Genomic DNA, 20,523 nt, shown 5'->3' with positions numbered 1-20,523 from the left:
ACACACCTATGCTTGGCGGTGTGACACATAGAAGGAGCGATGGCGGCGCGCCCGTCGAATCGGATGTCGATCCTGGCCGGTCCGAGGCCGTGTCGCGCGGGGCGGGGGCGCGCGGGCCGCTCGACCTGTCGCTGCTGCGCACCTTCCTCGCCGTCCACCGCACCGGCTCCTTCACGGCCGCGGCCCGGCTGCTGAGCCTGTCCCAGCCGACCGTCACCACCCAGATCCGTTCGCTCGAACGCCGCCTCGACCGGGAGCTGTTCGAGCGACAGCCGCGTGGCGTGGCGCCGACGCCGTACGCCGACGAGCTGGCCGCCCAGGTGGCGGGGCCGATCGACGCACTTGCCGCCGTGGCCGATCACGGCCCGGGGGCCGCGCCCTCACCCCAGCCGGTCCACCTCGCCGGGCCCGCCGAGTTCCTCTGCGTGACCGCTCTGCCCGCCCTCGCGCCGCTGGTCGGGGAAGGTGTGCGGCTCCAGGTGACGCCCGGACTGACGGACGAGCTCCTCGACGGGCTGCGGGCGGGGCACCACGATCTGGTGATCTCGACGGTCCGCCCGCGCGGGCGGACCCTGACCTCCGTACCGCTGGAAGACGAGGAGTTCGTCCTCGTCTCCTCCCCGGCATGGGCGCGTCGGATCGGCCCGGAGGCGGTGGCCGAGGACGGGCCCGCCGCGCTGCACGGCGTACCGATGGTGATGTACGCGGAGGATCTGCCCATCGCCCGCCGCTACTGGCGCCATGTCTTCGGCCGCCGTCTGACCGGCGAGGCCGCCGTCACCGTGCCCGATCTACGGGGCGTCGTGGCCGCGGTCGCGGCGGGGGCCGGCTTCAGCGTGCTGCCGGCGTACCTGTGCCGTGCGGAGCTCGACGCCGGGCGGCTCGTGGCGCTGCTGGAGCCGGAGGACCCGCCGATCAACACGGCCTATCTGGTCCAGCGGCCCGGCACCCCCGAGAACCCCCATGTGACGCTCGTGCGCGACCGCCTGCTGGCCGCCGCCCGCGACTGGTGACGCGCCTCCTTACCCTGCGGTAACGTCACCGGTCGTCGACCGGAGGCGCCGGTCGCGGACAAGGGGCGGACCGGATGAACGTCGGTGACATCGTCGAGGACTTCACTCTCCCGGACGAGACGGGGACGCCTCGCTCGCTGGTCGACCTCCTCGCGGACGGCCCGGTCGTCCTGTTCTTCTATCCGGCGGCCCTCACCGCCGGCTGCACCGCCGAGGCCTGCCACTTCCGCGATCTGGCCGGCGAGTTCCGGGCAGCGGGGGCGCGCCCGGTCGGCATCAGCTCCGACGTCGTGGAGCGGCAGCAGGAGTTCGCCGCGCGCCACTCGCTCGGCTACCCGTTGCTGTCCGACCCGGAGGGCGCGGTCCGCGACCGGTTCGGGGTGACACGGGGCTTCTCGCTCGCACCGACGAAGCGGGTCACCTTCGTCATAGACACGGACCGCCGGATCCTTGAGGTGGTCCGCAGCGAGCTGCGGATGAGTGCCCACGCCGACCGCGCGCTCGCGGCGCTGAAGACCCGCACGGTCTGAACGGACGGGGCGGGCCCGGGTGCCCTGACGCCCCGCCCCGACATGCGGACGGGCCGGGGGTGGGCAACACTCGCTCGTACGCGCGGTCGACTTCCGGCCGCGGCCGGAACGGAGTGTAGGCATGGACGACTACCCCCTCCTCAATGTCTTCTGGACCATGCTCTGGTTCTTCATCTGGATCATGTGGCTGTTCCTTCTGTTCAAGGTCATCACGGACATCTTCCGCGACCACGACATGAACGGCTGGGCCAAGGCGGGCTGGCTGATCCTGTGCATCGTGCTCCCCTACCTCGGCGTCCTGATCTACGTGATCGCCCGCGGCAAGAGCATGACCGAACGGGACCTCAAGCAGGCCAAGGAGAGCGAGGCCGCGTTCCAGTCGTACATCCGCAAGACGGCCGGGACGGCCTCCGGTGGCGGCCACGCCGACGAACTGGCGCGGCTCGCCGAACTGAAGGAGAAGGGCGCCATCACGAACGAGGAGTTCGAGAAGGCGAAGGCCAAGGTCCTGTCCTGACGGACGACACGACGGAAGCGTCCACCTCCGCGCTCTCCCGCTCACTGCTGCGGGAGGCGCGCGCGGATCCGGGACGGCTTCCGGAGCTTCTGGCGGGGTACGCCCTACGGCACATGGGACCCCGGGCCGGCCGACGCGTGGAGCGACTGCGCCGGGAGCATCCGCAGGCCACCCCCGCCGAGCTCCGGGCCATGGCGGCGGAGCGTGGCCGGCGTGCGGTCACGGCCGAAGGCTCTTTCGTGGGCGGGCCGTTCATCCTGCTCGTACCCTTCGCCTTCTGCGGGGCGATTCTGCTCCAGGCGCGGACAGTGCTCGAACTGGCGGGTCTCGACGGCCGGGACACCACCGATCCCGAGCGCGCCGCCGAACTCCTCGTCCTGCAGGGGGTGTACGAGGACACGGATGCGGCGCGCGCCGGTCTGCGTGCCCACCAGGCACCCGTCGACAGCGCTCGACCTCGCACCGGCCGGTTCACCGCACTCCGGTACCTGGTCCTGCGGATGGCCCGCCTCCTCGGCATCCTCGTGCCCGACGACGACGGCCGGAGCCGACTCGCCCGCATCGGCCAGTGGGTTCTCGTCGGCGCGGTCTTCCTCATCGGCCTCGTGGCGCCGCTCGTATGGATGCCCTATATGGGGGCCTCGTACTACCGGGCCACCACCCGGTTGACGGACCGGGCGACGCTCTTCTACGTCGGCACCCGGGACACCCGGACGACACGCCCCGCCCGCCTCCGGCCGGAGATGGTGGCCGCCGGCCTGCGCGCGTTGGCGTCGATCCTGGTACCGGCCGTGAGCGTGGCTCTGGTCCTCCTGACGGACCTGAAGCTCGGAGGCGCGCACTGGCCGCTCATCGCACTGCTGCTGATCGTCTCTCCCGTGGTCGTGGGCGGCCTCTGGCTGTGGCGCCGCCGCTCCTCGGCCCACCATCACGAGCACCCTTAATAGGTGTACGAGCATCTCTTCGCCGCGATCGCCAAAGTGCTCGGCGAGGCCGTGACGCCCGAGGTCGCGCGGGCATGGGACGAGGTCTACTGGCTGATGGCGAATGCCCTCATCGCCTTGGAGGCCCGGCTCTACGAGGAGAGGCCTTCGGCCCCGGGACCTGTGGCTGGGCGCCTAGGACCGCCCGGGCGGCTCCGGGGGCTTCGGGGGCTTCGGGGCCGGAGCGTCCGAGGCCCGGCCGGCCCCGCGCCGTCGGCGGTGCGGGGCCGGCCGGGCGACCGGGCTCGGTTCAGCAGCTCATCGCCCAGGTGTGGGAGTCCCCGCGGTCGTTGGCGGCACCGTTGTAGCCGACCTCCTGGCCGGGCGCCAGGCAGATCGTCATCGAGCCGCCCTGATGGGCGCTCTCGTACACCTTCACGTGGTCCTTGATTCCCGGTCCGGAGATGCCGTGGTTGGCCCAGGAGGAGTCGGTGTCGGCGATCCAGCTCTCCCACCAGCCGTCGTCGCCGCTCCAGTTGGCACGCTGGCCGCCGAAGTTGGCCTCCTGCCAGGTACAGAACTCTCCGCTCGGACATTCGGCCGCCTGGACCGGCGCGGTCAGGGCGAGCCCGCCCGCGAGGGCGAGCAGAGCCGCGGCGGTGGTGGTCAGAATGCGCTTCATCAGGTGTCGGTGCCTTTCCCTGTGGTGGTGCCCGCGGACAGTTCGGCTGCCCGCTGCAGCGCGCGTTCGCGCAGCTGCCGGTAGGTGGTGAGCTGATCGGCGCGCAGGACGCGCACCTCCGCCAGCTCGGCGGGTTCCAGCCGGGCGCGTACGTCGGCGAGTCCGCTCTCGCGCTCGCACCGGGCGACGACGGCGGCGTCCGGGCGTTCGGGGCGCGGGGCGGCGCACCGGTTCCACCGCTCCAGTGCGGCCCGATGGGCGGGTTCGTCCTTGATCCGTGCCTGGGCCTCGGCGCGCAGGTTGCCGACGGTGACCTGGGCGCGGAACCAGCGAGTCTGATCGCCGTAGAGGGCCTGCCGGGCGCCGGCCAGACAGCCGTCGGTGTGGGCGGTGACGGTGTGGCCGGTGGCGAGTGTCAGGGACAGTTCGCTGGGGCCCGTACCGAAGAGGGCGGCCTAGAGGCTGCGGTCGGCTTCGGGCGTGCGCGGCTTGGCGGCGAGGGTGAGCCCCCGGGCGGCGAGGCAGCGGTCGACGAGGGTGCGCTCGACGGTCCTGAGGAGCTCGTCCTGAGCCTGGGGCGTCGGCGGGACGGTCGGTCCGGGTGCGGTGGCGCCGCAGCCCGTGAGGATCAGCGCGGCGGCCGCGGTCCCAACGGTACGGCGGATGTGCGCGGCCCTGCGGAGCATGGCGATCCCCCTCGCGAAGTGCCTGGTCAGCGGGGAGTCTTTGATGATCACCCCGGCCCGGAACGATCACTGCCCGAGTGGAAGCGGGCCATGCGGGAGGTCACCCGAAGGGGTCGAACGCGCCGGAGTGTGCGCCGCTCGGGAGCTGCCCGCGCCTGCGGAAGGGTCCGAGGAATCCGGGAATGACACAGCCCCGGTTGGACGGGGGATTCCAACCGGGGCCGTTTGCCGTGACGCGATGAGCGGTCACCTCAAGGGGGGACTTGGGGACCGGACCTCTTCGCTGTCACATATGCATGAACGATAAACCTTCATGCGGTGTTCCAGGGTGTCCGAGGTGACCGCTGTGAGACACCTCACCCCGATTTCGCCGACCTGTCGTCTCGCCCTACGGACGGTAGACCTCGCCGGGCTCGGCCTTGCCCGGCGCCAGCAGCTGCGGCACGGTCACGAAGGTGAAGCCGCGCTTCTTCAGCTCGTCGATGATCCCGGGGACGGCGGGGACGGTGCCGTCGTAGATGTCGTGCAGCAGGATGATCCCGTCACCGTCGGCGGCGTCGAGTATGCGCTGCCGTATGAGCGCGGAATCGGTCGTGGAGTAGTCCTTGGCCGTGGCGCTCCACAGGATCTGCGCGAGACCGAGCTCGCGGCTCACATCGGACACCGTGCCGTCGGTGCGACCCTGCGGCGGCCGCATCAGGGTGGGCTTGCGCCCGGTGATCTTCTCGATCGCGTCCTGGGTGCGGGAGAGTTCGTCGCGCACCTCATCGGCCTCCAGGTCGGTCAGCACGCGGTGCGTCCAGGTGTGGTTGGCGACCTCGTGCCCCTCGTCGGCGATGCGCTTGACCACCTCGGGATAGCGGTCCACATGCTTCTTGCCGAGCAGGAAGAAGGTGGCCGGGACCTGCCTCTCCTTGAGGATGTCGAGAAGGTGCGGCGTGTCCTTTCCGGGGCCGGCGTCGAAGGTCAGCGCGATGCACTTCGCCTTGGCGCAGTCGACCACACCGCCCGCGCCCGGCTTGTCGTCCGAGCCGGCGGCCTCGCCCCTGACGTCACTCGGGGTGATCGGGTCGACCCCGCAGCCACTGAGCCCCAGCATCAGAGAGGCCGCCGCCAGAAGGGCGACGGCCGGTCCCCGGCGCTTCCCCGGTTTGGTTTTGAACATGCTGCTGCAACCCACTTCCCCGTCGACGGCTCAGAAAAGCCACTCGCGCCTGGTCAGGGCGGCTACGAGTGGCGACGTCGAGCACTCTACACATGGTGTATACATGCCATGCATAGGGGGGTGGGGCAGTGATCCACTGCTGGGCCGCGGCCCCCCGGGGCGCACGTGTGCCCCGGGCGGCGCCCGTCCGCTCCGCCCGGGGCGTCCTGTGTGCCGGCGGGACCTGTCAGGGGGCTCGGTCCGCGCTCCCCGTCAGCGGGATGCGAGCAGCAGCCGGGCCTCGGTCTCCTGGTCGCCGGATACGGACTGCAGCGACTGGATGTCGAAGGTGGCGGCGAGTGTCTTCTCCATCTCGTCCACCGCGTGGTATCCGCCGGTGAGCAGTGCCCCGACCATTCCGTCCAGATGAACGGAGGCGGACTCCTCGCGGCGGCCCGCGGCCGTGTCGAAGGTGGCCATCCAGACATTGGCCGCGGGCGCCGTGGCCGCCCGCGGTCCCGGCGCCGTCATGTCCTCGAGCTCGTAGTAGTGGTCGAGGACGTCGAAGACGGCCTGGGCGTCCTCCCGGTTGCAGTCGCTCAGCTGCACCGTGACGTCGGTGTCGATGTGCGTGTCGTACACGTCGCTCATCTCCTCGCGGCCAGGCGGGCCGGTCGATTTCACGCTTCCAGCATCCCTCGCGGGCGGGCGTCCCGCGAGATCCGGACCGATGCGCCCGGGGCCCTGGCGACGCGCGCCGGTGCCGCCCCTCCGAGAACATCGGGATTGAGGTGGCCCTGAGCGGTTACCCGCGACGAGGGGGCTACATCAGGAGGTTCCGTGACCACTCGGCCGGGCAGGGAGCAGCAGGCGGAGGGCGGCGGACTCTCCCGAGGCCGCCGCGAGACGACGGAGGAGCGGGCGGACCGGCGGTGGGGCGAGCTGATGCAGGAGATCAGGGTCGCCCAGACGGGCGTGCAGATCCTGTTCGGCTTTCTGCTCACGGTCGTGTTCACCACGCGCTTCCCGGAGCTGAGCGCGACCGACCGGACGATCTACATCGTCACCGTGTCGCTGGGCGCCGCGGCGACGGGCGCCCTGATCGGACCGGTCTCCTTCCACCGGCTGGTGGCCGGGCGGCAGATCAAACCGCATGCCGTGGTCTGGGCCTCACGGCTGACGTTCATCGGGCTTCTGCTGCTGCTCGCGACGCTGGCGGCGGCGCTGCTGCTGATCCTGCGGGTGGCGACAGGGGAGCCGTACGTGCCCTGGCTGGTCGGCGGGCTGGTCGCCTGGTACCTGGTCTGCTGGTACGCGCTGCCGCTCTGGGTGCGCAGCCGCTACACGAACGGCAAGGCCGACGACGGGGACCGAAACTGAGCGTCCGGTTCACGCCTGACCGGTGACCTGTTCCACGGTGTCGGCCTCGGCGGCGGACTTGTCGGGGCGGTGACGTACGACGCGGGCGAAGCGGAGGGTGACGCCCGCCGGGTAGCGGGTGGAGCGCTGGAGGCCGTCGTAGGCGATCTCGACGACGAGCTCGGGACGTACCCGTACGGTGAACCCGTCGTCGTTCACGGCCAGTTCGCCGAGCCTCTCGGTCTGCCAGCGCAGCATCTCGTCGGTGAGGCCCTTGAATGTCTTGCCGAGCATCACGAACGTGTCGTCTGCGGCGCGGGCGCCGAGGTGGAGGTTGGAGAGCAGCCCGGTGCGACGGCCGTGGCCCCACTCCGCGGCGAGGACGACGAGATCGAGGGTGTGCACGGGTTTGACCTTGAGCCAGGTGCGGCCGCGCCGGCCCGCCACATAGGGGGCGTCCAGGGCCTTGACGAGGACGCCTTCGTGCCCGCGGGCCAGTGTGTCGGCGAAGAACCGCTCCGCCGCCTCGACCTGGGCCGGGGACCCGGGGTCGTCGACGACGAACCGCCGTACCCGCAGGGCCTCGGGGAGCAGACGGGCCAGGACCGTATGACGTTCCTGGCCGGGGTGGTCGATGAGCGCCTCGCCCTCCGCCGCGAGGACGTCGAAGTAGACGGGCGAGAGCGGCAGCGCGGCGCTGGCCGTCTCGACGTCGACGCGTGAGCCGACCCGCGAGGCGATGTCCTGGAACGCCATCGGCCGCCGGGTGGCCGGGTCCAGGGCGATGACCTCGCCGTCGAGGATGAACGAGTCGGCCGTCATCTCCCGGGCGCGGGCGACGACTTCGGGCAGCCGTCCGGTGATGTCGTCCAGGGACCGGGTGAACGCCCGGACCTGGTCGCCGTCGCGGTGCACCTGGATGCGGATGCCGTCGAGCTTCTCCTCGACGACGCAGGGACCGAGGCCGGCGACCGCCTCGGTGACCGAGCCGGCGGTGTGGGCGAGCATGGGCAGGACGGGGGTGCCGACCCGCAGGGCGAAGGTGTCCAGCGCGGCCGGGCCGTCGGCGAGCACGGCCTGGGCGACGCGGGGCAGCGACCCTTCGAGCATCACGGCGCGGCGGAGTTCGGCGGAAGGGACGGTGGCGGCGCGCGCGACACCCTCCAGCGCGATGGCGTCCAACGCGCCCTGACGCACGTCGCCCGAGAGCAGCCGGAGCAGGAACTCCTGCTCCGGCCGGGTGGCGCCGGCCATCAGCTCGTGCACGAGCCGGGCCCGCTCCGCCTGCGAACCGGCACCGGACACGGCCGCGAGCGCGGTCATGGCGGCATCGGCGCCCGCCAGCGTGAGGGTCGGCTGCCCGGCGGGCGCCACGGCCGGCGGGATCGCGTTCTTGAGCACGCTCCAGCCGACGCCGATGCGCCCCTGCGGCAGCCGGCCGGAGAGGTAAGCGATCACCAGCGGGCTCTCCTCGGGCGCGGCCTCCGCGAACAGCTCGGCCAGCACGGCGATCTTCCGCGAGCGGGCGGAGGTGGCGGCGACCTGTTGGGAAGCGTCCGCGACACGGGCCAGAAGCATGGGCCCATCCTCCCCCGCGCCCACGGCAACCCGCCATCGGGCATCGCGCCGGATACCGGTACGGTCCCGGCGACGATCCGGCCTGCACGCGCCCCCTTGCCCAGCGGGGCGCACCCCGGCCCGTGCTGCCTGCTCCCCCTCCCCTCCCCCGCCGGGAACGGGCGCCATCTCCCGCCGGAGCGGGCGCCTTCCCCCGCCGGGAACGGGCGCCATCTCCCGCCGGGAACGAACGCCCCTAGGCCACCGGTGCCGCCTGCTCTCCGGCCGTCGCAGGCGCCGTCGCCGTCTTCCGGCGGCGGAGGCGGTCGAGAAGGCTGCGGCGGGTGCGGCGGGTGGTGGGGCGCGGGAGTGTGGTCGGGCGGGGCGGGCGGGCGACGATCGCCCCGATTCCTCCGTCCGGGCGCGGGGCCTGGCGGTCCGCGCGGGCCTCGTCCAGGGCGAGGGCCAGGCTCATGCGGTGCCAGAGGATCTCGTCCGGGTCGTCCGCCAGCATCATTCGGTCGGCGATCTCGCGGGAGGTCACCGACCCCGGGCGCCCGGACGGCGGTTCCGGACGCAGCCGGTCCAGATGGGTGCGCTCGTAGGGGTCGTCGACGATCTCGGCCAGCTGGACCGGGTCCAGGAGCGAGGCGATCGCCGCCGCCCGCACCCATGGATCCTCGCTCGCGCGGAGCAGCAGCCCCAGCCGCCGGGCACGCCAGTTCCTGGGCCGCCGGTCCTCGCCCCCGTCGATCCTCTCGCGGATCTCCCGCGGCAGCCTGCCGGTCAGCAGGGTCTGCCTTGTCAGGGCGAACTCGCCCAGCTCACCGGCGAGATAGAGCCACACCACCGCGCGATAGCGGTTCAGATAGAACCGCACCGGGCTGAAGTGCCCTGTCCTGGCCAGCTTGGTGAAGCGGTCCGGCGTCACGGAGAGCAACTCGGCCGCCTCCGTCGTCCCGACCGTGCGGACACGGTCGCGCAGTCCGTCCGGGAAGTCCGGTGCGGCCCTGAGGCGGTCGATCTCGGCCCGCTCCACCCGGCGCCGCCCGCTCGGTGCACCGGCGGCCCCCGGCCTCGGTGCACCGGGCGCGACGCCCGGCACCGTCCTCACCAGCCCCAACTGGACGGCGAGCTGGAACTCGTCGCGCCTCAGTTCCAGTTCCTGCGCTGCCCGCGTCGGTGCCACCGCGCGCGTGCCTTCCTCCACCGTCATGACGGTCTCCCCCGTGAGCGACGAATACTCTCGGTGACGACCGTAGCCCGCAGCGCCCCGTTCCCGCTGGGCCTGTGGACAACCGTGGAACGCGCCGGCCGACTGCCCCGGCCCGGCGCCTGTGGACAAGCTCAGAGCTCGGCGACGCCCGCCCTGCCCGGCTGCCGCGCCGCCACGCCGAGGTGCTCACCGACCCGGTTCACCAGCAGCGTCATCTCGTACGCGACCTGGCCCACATCGGCCTCCGCCGCGCTCAGCACGCACAGGCAACTGCCCTCGCCCGCCGCCGTCACGAAGAGCAGGGCCTCGTCGAACTCGACCATCGTCTGCCGCGCTCGGCCTGCCTGGAAGTGCCGGCCCGAGCCACGGGCCAGGCTGTGCAGCCCTGAGGACACCGCGGCCAGATGCTCGGCGTCCTCCCGCTCCAGACCACTGCTCGCGCCCGTCACCAGCCCGTCGTTCGACAGCACCAGCGCGTGCCGTATGTACTCGACCCGCTGGGTCAAGTCGTCCAGGAGCCAGTCCAGTCCCTTGTCCAGCGCCATGTGTCGGTCCTTCCCCCTGTGTGTGGCGTCCCCGTCGACCCGAAGTCCCCGCGGTCCGCGTGTCGCGGCAAGCCTTACGCACTGTCGTGGACAGAGCAAGCACCCCTGGGGGCCTCGCGTGGCTCACCATGGGGGGCATGGCAAAGATGACCGAGGAACAGTGGCGGGCCTTCGTCTCCGAGGGGACGCGCACCGGCAAGCTGGCGACCGTGCGCGAGGACGGCAGTCCGCACCTCGCCCCGATCTGGTTCGTGCTCGACGGCGAGGACTTCGTCTTCAACACCGGCAAGGACACCGTGAAGGGGCGCAATCTGGCCCGCGATGGTCGGGTGGTCCTCTGCGTCGACGACGACCGGCCGCCGTTCGCCTTCGTCACGCTCAAGGGCCGTGCCGAGATCAGCGAGGATCCGGTCGAGCTGCGCCGCTGGGCCGCCCGGATCGGCGGCCGCTACATGGGCGAGGACCGCGCCGAGGAGTTCGGCGAGCGCAACGGAGTCCCCGGCGAACTGCTGGTCCGCGTACGGATCGACAAGGTGAACGCCCAGGCGGGCATCGCCGACTGACACAGAGGGCTCGTGTCACCCCACCCCCTCACCCGACGGAGTCCAGCAACCGGGCCGTATGCATGCGCCCCGCGTACTCGACGAGTCGGATCAGCACCTCCTTGCCCGAGTCCCGGTCCCGCGCGTCGCACAGCACCACGGGCGTGCCACGGTCCAGGTCCAGCGCGCGCGAGACCTCGTGCGCGCCGTAGTTTCGGGCGCCGGCGAAGCAGTTGACCGCGACGACGAAGGGGATCTTGCGGTGCTCGAAGTAGTCCACCGCAGGGAAGCAGTCCTCCAGTCGTCGCGTGTCGGCCAGGACGACGGCTCCGAGCGCACCCTGGGACAGCTCGTCCCAGAGGAACCAGAACCGGTCCTGCCCCGGTGTGCCGAAGAGGTACAGCGAGAGCCCGGAGCGGATGGTGATGCGGCCGAAGTCCATCGCCACGGTCGTGGTCGTCTTCTGGGCGACGCCTCCGGTGTCGTCGACGGTCTCCCCCGCCCGGCTGAGCTGTTCCTCGGTGCGCAGCGGACGGATCTCGCTGACCGCGCCCACCAGGGTGGTCTTGCCGACGCCGAAACCGCCGGCGACCAGGATCTTCAGGGCGAGGGCCGTGGTGTCCGCACCGCCGCCCGCACCGGTGCTGCTGTCAGAGCGCTCGTAGGCCATCGATGACTTCCCTCAGGATCCGTTCGTCGGGCAGCTGTGCGGGCGGTACGGGTCGGCTGACCTTGACGAAGCCCGCTTCGAGGAGGTCGCCGAGGAGCACCCGGACGACCCCGACGGGCAGGTCGGCGTCGGCGGCCAGCTCGGCCACCGACTGCGTCTCCGCCCGGCACAGGGTGAGCAGGGCCCGGTGCTCCGGACCGAGGAGCGACTCCTCGGCCCCACCGGGCGGGTTGTCGTCGACGACGACGAGTGCGATGAGGTCGAACCGTACGTTGCTGGGTCCCGGCTTCGTACGGCCACCGGTCATGGCGTACGGGCGGACGAGCGGCCCCGCGTCCGCGTCGTACCACTGACTGCCCGGCACGGCCTGGCCGTCGCCGGGTCTGTCCTCGTTCATGGGCGTCTCCGGTCAGCCCGCGGCCGGCGGGGTCGCGGTGAGCCGCGGCGGGGTGTGGAGGTGTTCGCCGACCCGCTTCACCAGACGGGCCATCTCGTAGGCGATGAGCCCGATGTCGGCGCTCACCGAGCTGAGGACGGCGAGACAGGAACCGTCACCCGCGGCGGCGACGAACAGGAACCCGTCGTCCATCTCCACCATCGTCTGGCGCACGCCCCCGGTGTGGAACTGGCGGCCCGCACCCTTGGCGAGGCTGTTGAACCCGGAGGCGATGGCGGCCAGGTGCTCGGCGTCCTCCCGGCTGAGGCCGCTGGAGGAGCCGACGGCCAGCCCGTCGTTGGACAGCACAACCGTGTGCCGGACTTCGCGGACCCGGACGACGAGGTCGTCGAGGAGCCAGTCGAGTTCACCGGAGCGGTGGTGGGAAATCCTCTCGTGGTCGATCATGCGTGGTCTCCTTCACTGCCGAAGTCGCGGCCGCGGTCACGGTCGTGGTCATGGTCGAGCTCGCTGCCCGGGCCGGTGCCGGGGGCGTTGCCGAGGCGACGGCCGGGGTCGTTGCCGTGGGCACCGTCCGGGGCATAGCCGAAGTGGCGGCCCGCGTCGTCGGCGACGTCGCGGCCCGGGGCGTTGCCGAACGCTCCGCCGGGCTCTTCGCCCAAGCCGGGTTCTTCGCCGAAGCCGCGGCCGGAACCCGAGCCGAGGGGGCGCCGGTGGCCGGGGGCCGCTCCACCGCCTCGCGTCCAGCCGTCGCGGTAGGCGGTCATACGGTCCCTGACCTGTTCGGGGGTGCGTTCGTCCGCTCCCTGGACGGCCGGAGTCGGCGGAGGGTCGGCCGGCGGCGCCTCGCGCAGTTGCGGTACGAGGCTGGCCTGGCGCACGCGGCGGGGCAGATCGCCGGAGTCGTCGACGGGGGCCTCCGAGGCGCCGGCGTCGGCCGGGGCCTGCGGTGCCTGCGGGGGCGGAGCCGAACGGCCGCGCTGACGCAGGGTGGTGACCCCGGCGGGCGGCTGCTCGGTGGAGCCCGCTCCCGGGCCTTCCGGCTGTCCCGCCAGGGCGGGGATGCGCGGCGGACGGGGCAGCGGCTGTGCCTGGGACGGTGCGGGGGCCACGGCGACCGGCTTCTGGTGCCGGGGCCGGGGGAAGGGCGTCCCGGACCCGGCCTCGGCGCGTCCACGTTCGCCGTGCATGCCGGGTGGTGCGTAGCCGTGCGCCGCGTCCGTACGGGAACCTTCGGACGCCCGCGGGTCCGGTGCGCTCCTCCCGGGCGGAAGCGCGCTCTGCAGCACGTCGTTGGGGAGCAGGACGACCGCCGTCGTACCGCCGTAGGGCGAGGTGCGCAGATGGACCTTGATGTCGTGCCGGGAGGAGAGGCGGCTGACCACGAAGAGGCCGAGCCTGTCGCTGTCGAAGAGGTCGAGTGCCTCGGACTGTTCGATCCGTGTGTTGGCCTCGGCGAGGCTCTCCTTGCCCATGCCGAGTCCCCGGTCCTCGATCTCCAGGGCGTAGCCGTTGCCGACCGGTTCACCACTGATCCGCACCTTGGTGTGCGGCGGGGAGAACTGGGCGGCGTTCTCGATGAGCTCGGCCAGCAGGTGCGTGAGGTCGGCGACGGCGCCGCCGACGACGGCCGTCTCGGGGAGCTGCCGCATCTCCACGCGCGCGTAGTCCTCGATTTCGGAGACGGCGGCCCGTACGACGTTGGTCAGCGGGACCGGCATCCGCCAGGCGCGGCCGGGGGCGGCGCCGGAGAGGATGATCAGGCTCTCGGCATGGCGGCGCATCCGGGTCGTGAGGTGGTCGAGCCTGAAGAGGTCGCCGAGTTCGTTCGGGTCGTCGGCCCGGCGCTCCATGCTGTCCAGCAGGTTGAGCTGACGGTGGACCAGGACCTGGCTGCGGCGGGCGAGGTTGACGAAGACGCCGGAGATGCCGCTGGCGAGTTCGGCGCGTTCCACGGCGGCGGAGAGCGCGGCCCGGTGGACGGTGGTGAGCGCCTCTCCCACCTGGCCGATCTCGTCCTGCGGGGCGGGTCCCGGCGGGGCCTCGGCGTGGACGTCGATCTCCTCGCCGGCCCGCAGCCGTGTCATGGCGGCGGGGAGTTTACGGCGGGCGATCGCCAGAGCGGTGTTGCGGAGGCTGATCAGTTCGATGACCAGGGCACGTCCGATGCGTACGGAGATGACGAGGGAGGCGGCGACGGCGGCGAGGCCGAGGAGCACCGCGGCGCCTCCGGCGGTCAGCACGCCTCCCGCGAACGGGTCCGCGCGGTCGGCCGCGGCGCGCCGGGCGTCCGTCTCGATGGTGCTGAGCCCGCCGCGTACGACTGCCATGGCGTCGTCCCAGGTGGCGGCGGGCACGGCCTGGGCGGCCTTGCGGCCGGGGGCGGCGGCGCGTACCCGGTCCTCCGCGGCCGTGAGCTGCTGGTAGCCGCGCTGGGCGGCGAGCTCCTCCCAGGCGGCGCGCTCGGATCCGCGCAGGTCGGCGGTGGCGGACTCGGTGAGGGTACGGCGCGTCTCGACGGCCCCGGTGAACTGCCGAAGCCTTTCCGCGCCGAGCTCTCCGCCGAGATGGGCCGAGGCGAGCAGGGCGTCCTCCCGGGCGAGCATCTCGCCGGCGCGGCCGAATTCCAGCAGCACGCGCGCGTCGGAGCCGATCTCCGCGTCCTGGATGCCGCTCAGTGCGCCGTCGACGGCGAAGGCGGCGGTGATCGCCGCGGTGTACTCCTTGTACACCTGGTCCCAGTCGGCGCTGCCGGCGGCCGCGGCCGTACGGAGTCGGTCGAGGCCCTCGGCCTTGGTGACGAACTGTCCGATCCGGTCGGCGACGTTCCGGGGCAGGTCCCCGGTGTCTCCGACGGTGTGTCCGCCGTCCAGCCGGAGCCGCGCGACGGCGGCGTCGGTGCGCCGCATCTGCTCCTTGAGCTCGGTGACGCGTCCGGCCCCGGGCACGGCGACCTGGCGCACGGCGGCGCGACGTTCGGCCTGAAGGGCGGTGACGGCCGCGGCGACGGGTTCGCGGATCTCCGCGTCGACCCGCTGGAGCTCGCGGAGCCGGGCGATGTCCTGAGCGGTGGTGACGGTGGCGAAACCCCACAGGGCCAGCAGCGACACGACGGGGACCATCAGCAGCGAGACGATCTTCGCCCGGACGGTCCTGGGGCGCAGGCCGCGGCGTCGGGGCGGGGCGGACATCCCGGCCGCCCCCCCGCCCTGCTCGGCCCGGCCCGCCTGCGCCGCGGGGGCGCGCTCCGGCGGTTCGTCGGCGGGCGGCCCTGCGTGCGCGCGCCGTCCGCGCGCCGCCTGCGGCGCCGGGGTGTCGGCGTCCTTGGTCTTGCGGGGAGTTCGCATGGCCTCCTCGTTCCGGCTGCGTCTGTCCAGGTGCGGTGTGCGTCCCGCTCGTGCCGCGGTGCGGCGTTCGGCGAGGGGGCGGTCTCGGTGCGTCCCAGGTCGGGCCCGGGTCCGGCTCAGGTCTTCACCGGGTCCGCCCGGCTCAGTCCTCGGCCGGCCCTTGGTGGCCCAGCCGTGGCCCGGGCGTGCCTACGTGTGGTCCCGCCCGACGTCCACGGGGCCCGCCGGGTAGGCGTAGGAGGCCGCTGCCCGCGCGGTGGCGGCGGCGGCCGGTTCCGGTCGGTAGCCGCGGGGTGCCACGTCGACCGCGCGCTCGTCGGGCTCGGTGAGACGCTCCGCGGAGGCGTAGGCGGCGCGTTCCCTGGCCGTCGGGGAGAGGGCGACGAAGGCGGAGGTGATGAAGAGGTACGAGCCGAGGCCCACGGCGAGGGGGAAGATGAACTGCATGGCCGTGGCCCCCGGCAGCGCGGCCGTCGAGGGAGCGACCTCGACGCGGACGGCGAACATGCCCGTGTAGTGCATGGAGCTGACGGCGGCTCCCATGACCAGCGAGGCGACCGCCACGGCGGCCGGCGCTTGGATGTTGAGCGCCGCCCACAGCGCCGCCGTCGCGGCGACGACCGCGATGACGACGGAGAGGGCGACGAGCATGGGGTCGTACGTCACCTGCCCGTGCAGCCGCAGGGCGGCCATGCCCATGTAGTGCATGCTCGCGACGCCGACGCCGGTCGTGAGTCCGCCGATCAGGAGTGAGCGGACCCGGTCGCGTCCATGGCCGACGGCGAAGACGCCGACTCCGACGACGGCCATGGCGATGAGCAGGCTGAGGATGGTCAGCGGTACGTTGTAGCGGATGTCGGTCCCGGTCACGCCGAAGCCGAGCATCGCGACGAAGTGCATCGTCCAGATGCCGGTGCCGATGGCGGACGCGGCGGTGAGCAGCCAGTTGCGTCGCGATCGGCCGGTCGCGTCGAGCGCTCGTACGGTGCAGCGCAGCCCGAGGGCGGCGCCTATGCAGGCCATCGCGTACGACAGCACAGGTGTCAGCCAGCCGAAGGTGGCGTGGTCCAGGTGTCCCATGACTCAGGGACGCTAGACCGCACCAGGGGGCGCATCGGGGGCGCATTTCGAAACCTGATGGAATATGACATAGAGATGTTCCAGAACGATCGTGCCGCGCTCGAACGTGCGCACAGGACGTTCACCCCTGAGGCTGAGGCATCATGCACGCATGAGCGATGACCCCACCCATGTCCAGGAGTTCTTCGGCCCCCGCGCCGCCGACTGGGACACCCGCTTCCCCGACGACGGTCCCGCGTACGCCGCGGCCGTCGCCGATCTCGGGCTGCGTCCCGGTGACGCCGTGCTCGACGCGGGGTGCGGCACCGGCCGCGCCCTGCCCGCGCTGCGTGCGGCCGTGGGTCCGACCGGGACCGTCGTCGGCGCCGATCTGACCCCGCAGATGCTGGCCCAGGCAGTACGTGCCGGGCGGGACGAATCCGCCGAACTCCTCCTCACGGACGTTTCCCGACTGCCGGTGCGCGACGGGGCGCTCGACGCGGTGTTCGGGGCCGGTCTCATCTCCCATCTGGCGGACCCCGCCGAGAACCTGCGCGAGCTGGCCCGGGCGGTCCGCCCCGGCGGACGGCTGGCCCTCTTCCACCCCATCGGCCGGGCCGCCCTCGCCGCCCGCCACGGCCGGCAGATCACCGACGACGACCTGCGCGCCGAGCCCCGTCTGCGTCCGCTTCTCACCGGTTCCGGATGGCGGATGGTCAGTTACGTGGACGCGGACGACCGTTACCTGGTGCTCGCGGTCCGCGACTGAGCCATTTCGTCGTTTCACGGCCCAACGCGCCCTTCTGTCCCGGCACTTCCCTGTCTACGGTGGGAGGGCCGGGCAGCCGTGTCCGGGGAAGGCGGCAGGTCATGGCCAGAATGCGAGCACTCCTCAATGCCCTCCTGCCGACCGCGCGACGAGCACCGGAAGGCCCACCCGAGCCGCCCCGGGCGCGACGGCAGCACAACATCTTCGAGGCGGCGGCGACCTATGTGGCCGCCTGTGTGGAAGAGGATCAGGACCGGATCGAAGAGGCCGCCGCGTGGGTCTCCCCCGAAGCCCTCTCCTTCGGCATCAACGAGCTCGCCTGCCGTGCCGTGATCGCGCTCGCCCGTGAGCGCGGCGAGTCGCCGCAGACCGTGGCCCGCTCGCTCCTGGGACTGCCCGGGCTGCCGACGGCCTGAGCCGTCCGGAATCGCCCGTGCCAGATTCCTTCCGAAGACTCTCGACGCGCGGGTTACCCACTGGTTAAGGTGCGCCGACGACCAGATGGGGAGGCTGACGTGGCTACCGCCGACGACGACGCGCTGTACGTGCTGACCGCGGTGCTGCTCACGCCCGCGCAGTTCCCGAGCGCCTTGGGCGACGACTATCCGGCTGCCTGCGCGGCGCTGGATCTCGAGCCGTACGCCGAGGGGTACGGGCTCGTCCTCGGCCAGGACGGCGAGGGCGCCCGTTGGACCGTGGCCATCGACGACGTGTCGCTGGTCGCGGTGGCCATCGCCTCGTGGGACTGCGGGATGGAGTACGACCTCTCCCCCGACGAGCGCTCGGTCGTGGCCGCGCTCCCGGGCTGGCCGCTCGCGGTGGCGACGGCCTCCCCGGACCTCCCGGCCCCGCACGACCCGGAGCCGGAGGAGGGCGTCCGCGCGCCCCTGACCCCGCCGGACGACGCCGTCTGGGGACCGGCCCAGCGCAGGCTCGGCGCCGACGAGGTGGCCCTGCAGTGGGCGTCCTGGCGGGCGCAGATGGACGACGAGGGAGCCGAGGACGCCGACCGGTCCGTACCGGACGCATCACGGCCCGAGGCCGACGCCGGGACAGGCGACACGCCCGCCGGCGCAGACCCCGGCGACGGCGACCCGGACGACCTCGCCCGCGATCCCTACGACGGTGTCCGTCGCGCGATCGCCGAGCTGCGTGGCTATCTGGAGGACGCGCCGCCGGTGGGCCGCGTGCGGTCGAGCTTCGCCACCGGCGGGGCGCGGATGCTGCGCGCCGACGGACCCGGCTGGTCGCTCGTCGCCCGGACCGACGACATGGCCTTCGTCCTCCTGGACGACGAGCCCCGTGAAGTCCTCCCGGTGGCGCGCGGCCCGAAGCTGCCGGATCTCCTGGAGGCCCTGGACGCGATGGCGGTTCGCCCCTCCTGAGCCCTGGGCGCGGCACCCGCGGCCCCACATGGGCCGAGGACCCGAGGTGTGGTCCAGGACCATGGCCGCACGGGAATGCTGCGCCGCACGATGTGGCGGCGCACCCCGTTCCCGTCGTCCCACCGGAGGCCGTCCATGCGCCTGAACCGAGGCGTCCCCTTGCTCGTCGCGCTCCTGACCGGGCTGACCGTCGCCGGTCCCGCCGCGCCCGCCGGCGCCCGGTCGGGCCCGCCATCCGCATGCGCGGGGCAGCACCGGATCCACGTGCCCGGCGCCGAGCACCAGGAGACGGCCTGCCTCGGAGATCTGACGACTGCGGCTCTGGCCGGCACGCCGTACACCGACATGGCCGACCAGGCGGGCCTGGCCGCGACGGGCACCAAGAACCCTTCCGGCGTCCCCGGGATCCAGATCGACGGCTACTTCCCCGACGACTCGCGGCTCAACGCGACCCACGGTTGGGGCCACGACTCCCAGTTCGTGATCAGGCTCCCCGAGAACTGGAACGGCGGCCTGGTCGTCACCGGCGCGCCCGGCACCCGGCGCCAGTACTCCACCGACGCGCTCATCTCCGACCACGTGCTGGCCCAGGGCTTCGCCTACGCCGCCACCGACAAGGGCAACACCGGGCCGGACTTCTTCACCGACGGACGGCGGCCGGGCGACGCGGTCGCCGAGTGGAACCGCCGGGTGACCGAGCTGACGAGGGCGGCGAAGAAGGCCGTGCGGCAGCGGTACGGCAGCGCGCCCCGGCGCACGTACATGACGGGCATCTCCAACGCCGGTTATCTGACCCGCTGGCAGCTGGAGAACCGTCCGGAGCTGTACGACGGCGGGGTGGACTGGGAGGGCGTGCTCTGGACGACCCGGGGGCCCAACCTGCTGACGAGCCTCCCCGTCACCGTCGCCCGCTCCCTCGGCCGGGCCTCGGACGAGGACCTGATCGACGCAGGGTTCGCGCCGGGCTCGCGCTTCCTGTGGCCGTACCACGAGAAGGCGTACTGGGGGCTGACCCAGAAGATCTTCCGGGCCGAGTTCGATCCGTCGTACGACTCCGCGTGTCCGGGCTCCACGGCCGGTTCGACGGTCGAGCAGATCCTCGCTCCCTGTGCCTCCGACGCGTCGTACGACTACGCCTCCCGCCCTGCGTCCGTGCACCGGGCGGTCGCCGAGGTCGCGCTGACCGGGCGGATCGGGAAGCCGCTGATCACCCTCCACGGCGATCTGGACACCCTGCTGCCCATCGCGACCGACTCCGATGTGTACGCGCGGATGATCGACGACCGGGGGCGGGGCGGGCTGCACCGGTACTACACGGTCCAGGACGGCACCCACACCGACGGTCTGTACGACACGCATCCCGACCGGCTGCGTCCGATCCTGCCCTGCTACCGCTCGGCGTTCGCGGCGCTCCGCGAGTGGGTCGAGGAGGGAACGGCTCCGCCCGCGGACCGTACGATCGCACGGCCGGCGGGCGGTGACGTGATCAACTCCTGCACGCTGAAGACCTCGTAGGACCTGCGTCGGCGGGCCGGAGGCCCGGGGCTCAGACCATCTCCAGGGAGCGGTGCGGCTCGGCCGGCAGCTCGATCCGTATCGGGTCGCCGGGCCGCACCTCTCCACCGGTCAGCACGATGCTCATGATCCCGGCCTTGCGGACGATCTCCCCGCTCTCGTCCCGGCCGAGGACCTGCTTCAGCAGCCCGTGCCGGTAGTTGTCGATCTGGGCGCAGGGGTTGCGCAGGCCCGTGACCTCGACGACGGCCTCGGCACCGAGGTGCAGCCGGGTGCCGGTCGGAAGGCCGAGGAGGTCGATGCCGCGGGTGGTGACGTTCTCGCCGAGCGCGCCCGGGGTGACCTCGAACCCGGCCCCGGCGACCTCGTCGAAGAGCTCCGCGTGGATGAGGTGCACCTGCCGCAGGTTCGGCACGGTCGGATCCTTGGCCACGCGGGATCGGTGCTTGACCGTGACGCCGGCGTGGACGTCGCCCTCCACGCCGAGACCGGCGAGCAGCGTGATGCTGTCCCGGTTCGGCTTGGTGAACGCATAGACGCCGTTGCTGCTGACCGTCGTGACGGTGGCGCTGCTCATGAGCTGGAGCTCCCCTTCTCCGTTCCGATGATCACATGCGGGTGATCGCCTCCGAGCGTACGCCAGGCGTTCTCCGAGGTCAGCGGCGGT

At 72.5% G+C, this 20,523-nt stretch carries 23 protein-coding genes and 1 pseudogene; 11 read left to right on the top strand and 13 right to left on the bottom strand.

Features of this window, described 5'->3' with window-relative positions; translation table 11 throughout:
* Window positions 1-20: 20 nt before the first annotated feature.
* From ACFVZW_RS05830 to ACFVZW_RS05810, 5 genes and pseudogenes are all read left to right on the top strand, one after another.
* Window positions 21-1,013, top strand: a complete 993-nt coding sequence (locus ACFVZW_RS05830) for a LysR family transcriptional regulator (RefSeq protein ID WP_384517244.1) — start codon at window positions 21-23, stop codon at window positions 1,011-1,013.
* A gap of 74 nt (window positions 1,014-1,087) precedes the next feature.
* Window positions 1,088-1,543 (top strand): peroxiredoxin, encoded by a 456-nt coding sequence (locus ACFVZW_RS05825; protein WP_384517241.1) that lies wholly within the window; start codon window positions 1,088-1,090, stop codon window positions 1,541-1,543.
* A 121-nt stretch (window positions 1,544-1,664) separates the two neighbouring features.
* On the top strand, window positions 1,665-2,060 hold the full coding sequence (locus ACFVZW_RS05820) for an SHOCT domain-containing protein (protein WP_384517239.1): 396 nt from the start codon (window positions 1,665-1,667) through the stop codon (window positions 2,058-2,060).
* 113 nt (window positions 2,061-2,173) lie between these two features.
* On the top strand, window positions 2,174-3,004 hold the full coding sequence (locus ACFVZW_RS05815) for a hypothetical protein (RefSeq protein WP_384517236.1): 831 nt from the start codon (window positions 2,174-2,176) through the stop codon (window positions 3,002-3,004).
* A 3-nt stretch (window positions 3,005-3,007) separates the two neighbouring features.
* Window positions 3,008-3,148, top strand: a pseudogene (locus ACFVZW_RS05810) (hemin transporter); the annotation flags it as partial.
* A gap of 145 nt (window positions 3,149-3,293) precedes the next feature.
* On the opposite strand, the gene ACFVZW_RS05805 reads toward ACFVZW_RS05810, so the two are convergent.
* The 4 genes from ACFVZW_RS05805 to ACFVZW_RS05790 form a co-directional block, all read right to left on the bottom strand.
* Window positions 3,294-3,665: a peptidase inhibitor family I36 protein gene (locus ACFVZW_RS05805; RefSeq protein ID WP_384517234.1), complete on the bottom strand. Its 372-nt coding sequence runs from the start codon at window positions 3,663-3,665 to the stop codon at window positions 3,294-3,296.
* A gap of 455 nt (window positions 3,666-4,120) precedes the next feature.
* On the bottom strand, window positions 4,121-4,351 hold the full coding sequence (locus ACFVZW_RS05800) for a hypothetical protein (RefSeq protein WP_384517231.1): 231 nt from the start codon (window positions 4,349-4,351) through the stop codon (window positions 4,121-4,123).
* A 388-nt stretch (window positions 4,352-4,739) separates the two neighbouring features.
* Window positions 4,740-5,516, bottom strand: a complete 777-nt coding sequence (locus tag ACFVZW_RS05795; RefSeq protein WP_384517228.1) for a polysaccharide deacetylase family protein — start codon at window positions 5,514-5,516, stop codon at window positions 4,740-4,742.
* 252 nt (window positions 5,517-5,768) lie between these two features.
* Window positions 5,769-6,179: a hypothetical protein gene (locus ACFVZW_RS05790; RefSeq protein ID WP_384517226.1), complete on the bottom strand. Its 411-nt coding sequence runs from the start codon at window positions 6,177-6,179 to the stop codon at window positions 5,769-5,771.
* Between the two features lie 156 nt (window positions 6,180-6,335).
* Here ACFVZW_RS05790 and ACFVZW_RS05785 point away from each other — a divergent pair, with 156 nt between their 5' ends.
* The gene (locus ACFVZW_RS05785; protein WP_384517224.1) at window positions 6,336-6,875 is read left to right on the top strand and encodes a DUF6328 family protein; all 540 of its coding nucleotides are present in this window, start codon (window positions 6,336-6,338) and stop codon (window positions 6,873-6,875) included.
* Window positions 6,876-6,884: 9 nt separating this feature from the next.
* On the opposite strand, the gene ACFVZW_RS05780 is transcribed toward ACFVZW_RS05785, so the two are convergent.
* The 3 genes from ACFVZW_RS05780 to ACFVZW_RS05770 all read right to left on the bottom strand — a co-directional run bounded on the left by ACFVZW_RS05780 (window position 6,885) and on the right by ACFVZW_RS05770 (window position 10,172).
* A complete protein-coding gene (locus ACFVZW_RS05780; RefSeq protein WP_384517221.1) occupies window positions 6,885-8,432 on the bottom strand; it encodes an ATP-dependent DNA ligase in 1,548 nt (515 codons plus the stop codon).
* 235 nt (window positions 8,433-8,667) lie between these two features.
* On the bottom strand, window positions 8,668-9,627 hold the full coding sequence (locus ACFVZW_RS05775) for a DUF6397 family protein (RefSeq protein WP_384517218.1): 960 nt from the start codon (window positions 9,625-9,627) through the stop codon (window positions 8,668-8,670).
* A gap of 131 nt (window positions 9,628-9,758) precedes the next feature.
* Window positions 9,759-10,172 (bottom strand): roadblock/LC7 domain-containing protein, encoded by a 414-nt coding sequence (locus ACFVZW_RS05770; RefSeq protein ID WP_362357998.1) that lies wholly within the window; start codon window positions 10,170-10,172, stop codon window positions 9,759-9,761.
* Between the two features lie 137 nt (window positions 10,173-10,309).
* On the opposite strand from ACFVZW_RS05770, the gene ACFVZW_RS05765 reads away from it, so the two are divergent.
* Entirely contained in the window at window positions 10,310-10,735 is a 426-nt protein-coding gene (locus ACFVZW_RS05765) for a PPOX class F420-dependent oxidoreductase (protein ID WP_384517215.1), read from the top strand.
* A 28-nt stretch (window positions 10,736-10,763) separates the two neighbouring features.
* On the opposite strand, the gene ACFVZW_RS05760 is transcribed toward ACFVZW_RS05765, so the two are convergent.
* The 5 genes from ACFVZW_RS05760 to ACFVZW_RS05740 form a co-directional block, all read right to left on the bottom strand.
* The gene (locus tag ACFVZW_RS05760; protein WP_376434098.1) at window positions 10,764-11,384 is read right to left on the bottom strand and encodes an ATP/GTP-binding protein; all 621 of its coding nucleotides are present in this window, start codon (window positions 11,382-11,384) and stop codon (window positions 10,764-10,766) included.
* Complete coding sequence (locus ACFVZW_RS05755; protein WP_384517211.1) at window positions 11,365-11,781, bottom strand: DUF742 domain-containing protein; 417 nt, start codon at window positions 11,779-11,781, stop codon at window positions 11,365-11,367. Before ACFVZW_RS05755 ends, ACFVZW_RS05760 begins: the two co-directional genes overlap by 20 nt.
* Before the next feature lie 12 nt (window positions 11,782-11,793).
* Window positions 11,794-12,228 carry a roadblock/LC7 domain-containing protein gene (locus ACFVZW_RS05750; protein ID WP_329112621.1) on the bottom strand — a complete coding sequence of 145 codons (435 nt, stop codon included), beginning with the start codon at window positions 12,226-12,228 and terminating at the stop codon, window positions 11,794-11,796.
* Window positions 12,225-15,128, bottom strand: a complete 2,904-nt coding sequence (locus ACFVZW_RS05745; protein WP_384517208.1) for a nitrate- and nitrite sensing domain-containing protein — start codon at window positions 15,126-15,128, stop codon at window positions 12,225-12,227. Before ACFVZW_RS05745 ends, ACFVZW_RS05750 begins: the two co-directional genes overlap by 4 nt.
* 189 nt (window positions 15,129-15,317) lie before the next feature.
* A complete protein-coding gene (locus tag ACFVZW_RS05740) occupies window positions 15,318-16,208 on the bottom strand; it encodes an MHYT domain-containing protein (protein ID WP_384517205.1) in 891 nt (296 codons plus the stop codon).
* Between the two features lie 151 nt (window positions 16,209-16,359).
* On the opposite strand from ACFVZW_RS05740, the gene ACFVZW_RS05735 reads away from it, so the two are divergent.
* The 4 genes from ACFVZW_RS05735 to ACFVZW_RS05720 all read left to right on the top strand — a co-directional run bounded on the left by ACFVZW_RS05735 (window position 16,360) and on the right by ACFVZW_RS05720 (window position 19,856).
* Complete coding sequence (locus ACFVZW_RS05735; protein ID WP_384517202.1) at window positions 16,360-16,956, top strand: class I SAM-dependent methyltransferase; 597 nt, start codon at window positions 16,360-16,362, stop codon at window positions 16,954-16,956.
* A gap of 110 nt (window positions 16,957-17,066) precedes the next feature.
* The gene (locus ACFVZW_RS05730) at window positions 17,067-17,372 is read left to right on the top strand and encodes a hypothetical protein (RefSeq protein ID WP_384517451.1); all 306 of its coding nucleotides are present in this window, start codon (window positions 17,067-17,069) and stop codon (window positions 17,370-17,372) included.
* A gap of 99 nt (window positions 17,373-17,471) precedes the next feature.
* Window positions 17,472-18,341, top strand: coding sequence for a hypothetical protein (locus ACFVZW_RS05725; protein ID WP_384517199.1), 870 nt, complete (start codon window positions 17,472-17,474; stop codon window positions 18,339-18,341).
* Between the two features lie 135 nt (window positions 18,342-18,476).
* Window positions 18,477-19,856, top strand: coding sequence for a tannase/feruloyl esterase family alpha/beta hydrolase (locus ACFVZW_RS05720; RefSeq protein ID WP_384517196.1), 1,380 nt, complete (start codon window positions 18,477-18,479; stop codon window positions 19,854-19,856).
* A gap of 31 nt (window positions 19,857-19,887) precedes the next feature.
* Here the strand turns inward: ACFVZW_RS05720 and ACFVZW_RS05715 are convergent, their stop codons facing one another.
* Window positions 19,888-20,433 (bottom strand): MOSC domain-containing protein, encoded by a 546-nt coding sequence (locus tag ACFVZW_RS05715; protein ID WP_384517193.1) that lies wholly within the window; start codon window positions 20,431-20,433, stop codon window positions 19,888-19,890.
* Window positions 20,434-20,523: the final 90 nt, after the last annotated feature.

The organism is Streptomyces sp. NPDC059567 (assembly GCF_042735655.1).
Taxonomy (GTDB): domain Bacteria; phylum Actinomycetota; class Actinomycetes; order Streptomycetales; family Streptomycetaceae; genus Streptomyces.
The sequence above is the reverse complement of the archived record's forward strand: the minus strand, read 5'-3'. Positions and strand labels throughout refer to the sequence as shown.

Coding starts and splice junctions, on each gene's coding strand:
- ACFVZW_RS05815 (WP_384517236.1), top strand. CDS start 2,174: ATGGGACCCCGGGCCGGCCGACGCGTGGAGCGACTGCGCCGGGAGCAT.
- ACFVZW_RS05820 (WP_384517239.1), top strand. CDS start 1,665: ATGGACGACTACCCCCTCCTCAATGTCTTCTGGACCATGCTCTGGTTC.
- ACFVZW_RS05825 (WP_384517241.1), top strand. CDS start 1,088: ATGAACGTCGGTGACATCGTCGAGGACTTCACTCTCCCGGACGAGACG.
- ACFVZW_RS05740 (WP_384517205.1), bottom strand. CDS start 16,208: ATGGGACACCTGGACCACGCCACCTTCGGCTGGCTGACACCTGTGCTG.
- ACFVZW_RS05780 (WP_384517221.1), bottom strand. CDS start 8,432: ATGCTTCTGGCCCGTGTCGCGGACGCTTCCCAACAGGTCGCCGCCACC.
- ACFVZW_RS05805 (WP_384517234.1), bottom strand. CDS start 3,665: ATGAAGCGCATTCTGACCACCACCGCCGCGGCTCTGCTCGCCCTCGCG.
- ACFVZW_RS05770 (WP_362357998.1), bottom strand. CDS start 10,172: ATGGCGCTGGACAAGGGACTGGACTGGCTCCTGGACGACTTGACCCAG.
- ACFVZW_RS05735 (WP_384517202.1), top strand. CDS start 16,360: ATGAGCGATGACCCCACCCATGTCCAGGAGTTCTTCGGCCCCCGCGCC.
- ACFVZW_RS05745 (WP_384517208.1), bottom strand. CDS start 15,128: ATGCGAACTCCCCGCAAGACCAAGGACGCCGACACCCCGGCGCCGCAG.
- ACFVZW_RS05730 (WP_384517451.1), top strand. CDS start 17,067: ATGCGAGCACTCCTCAATGCCCTCCTGCCGACCGCGCGACGAGCACCG.
- ACFVZW_RS05800 (WP_384517231.1), bottom strand. CDS start 4,351: ATGCTCCGCAGGGCCGCGCACATCCGCCGTACCGTTGGGACCGCGGCC.
- ACFVZW_RS05765 (WP_384517215.1), top strand. CDS start 10,310: ATGGCAAAGATGACCGAGGAACAGTGGCGGGCCTTCGTCTCCGAGGGG.
- ACFVZW_RS05755 (WP_384517211.1), bottom strand. CDS start 11,781: ATGAACGAGGACAGACCCGGCGACGGCCAGGCCGTGCCGGGCAGTCAG.
- ACFVZW_RS05775 (WP_384517218.1), bottom strand. CDS start 9,627: ATGACGGTGGAGGAAGGCACGCGCGCGGTGGCACCGACGCGGGCAGCG.
- ACFVZW_RS05795 (WP_384517228.1), bottom strand. CDS start 5,516: ATGTTCAAAACCAAACCGGGGAAGCGCCGGGGACCGGCCGTCGCCCTT.
- ACFVZW_RS05750 (WP_329112621.1), bottom strand. CDS start 12,228: ATGATCGACCACGAGAGGATTTCCCACCACCGCTCCGGTGAACTCGAC.
- ACFVZW_RS05720 (WP_384517196.1), top strand. CDS start 18,477: ATGCGCCTGAACCGAGGCGTCCCCTTGCTCGTCGCGCTCCTGACCGGG.
- ACFVZW_RS05715 (WP_384517193.1), bottom strand. CDS start 20,433: ATGAGCAGCGCCACCGTCACGACGGTCAGCAGCAACGGCGTCTATGCG.
- ACFVZW_RS05760 (WP_376434098.1), bottom strand. CDS start 11,384: ATGGCCTACGAGCGCTCTGACAGCAGCACCGGTGCGGGCGGCGGTGCG.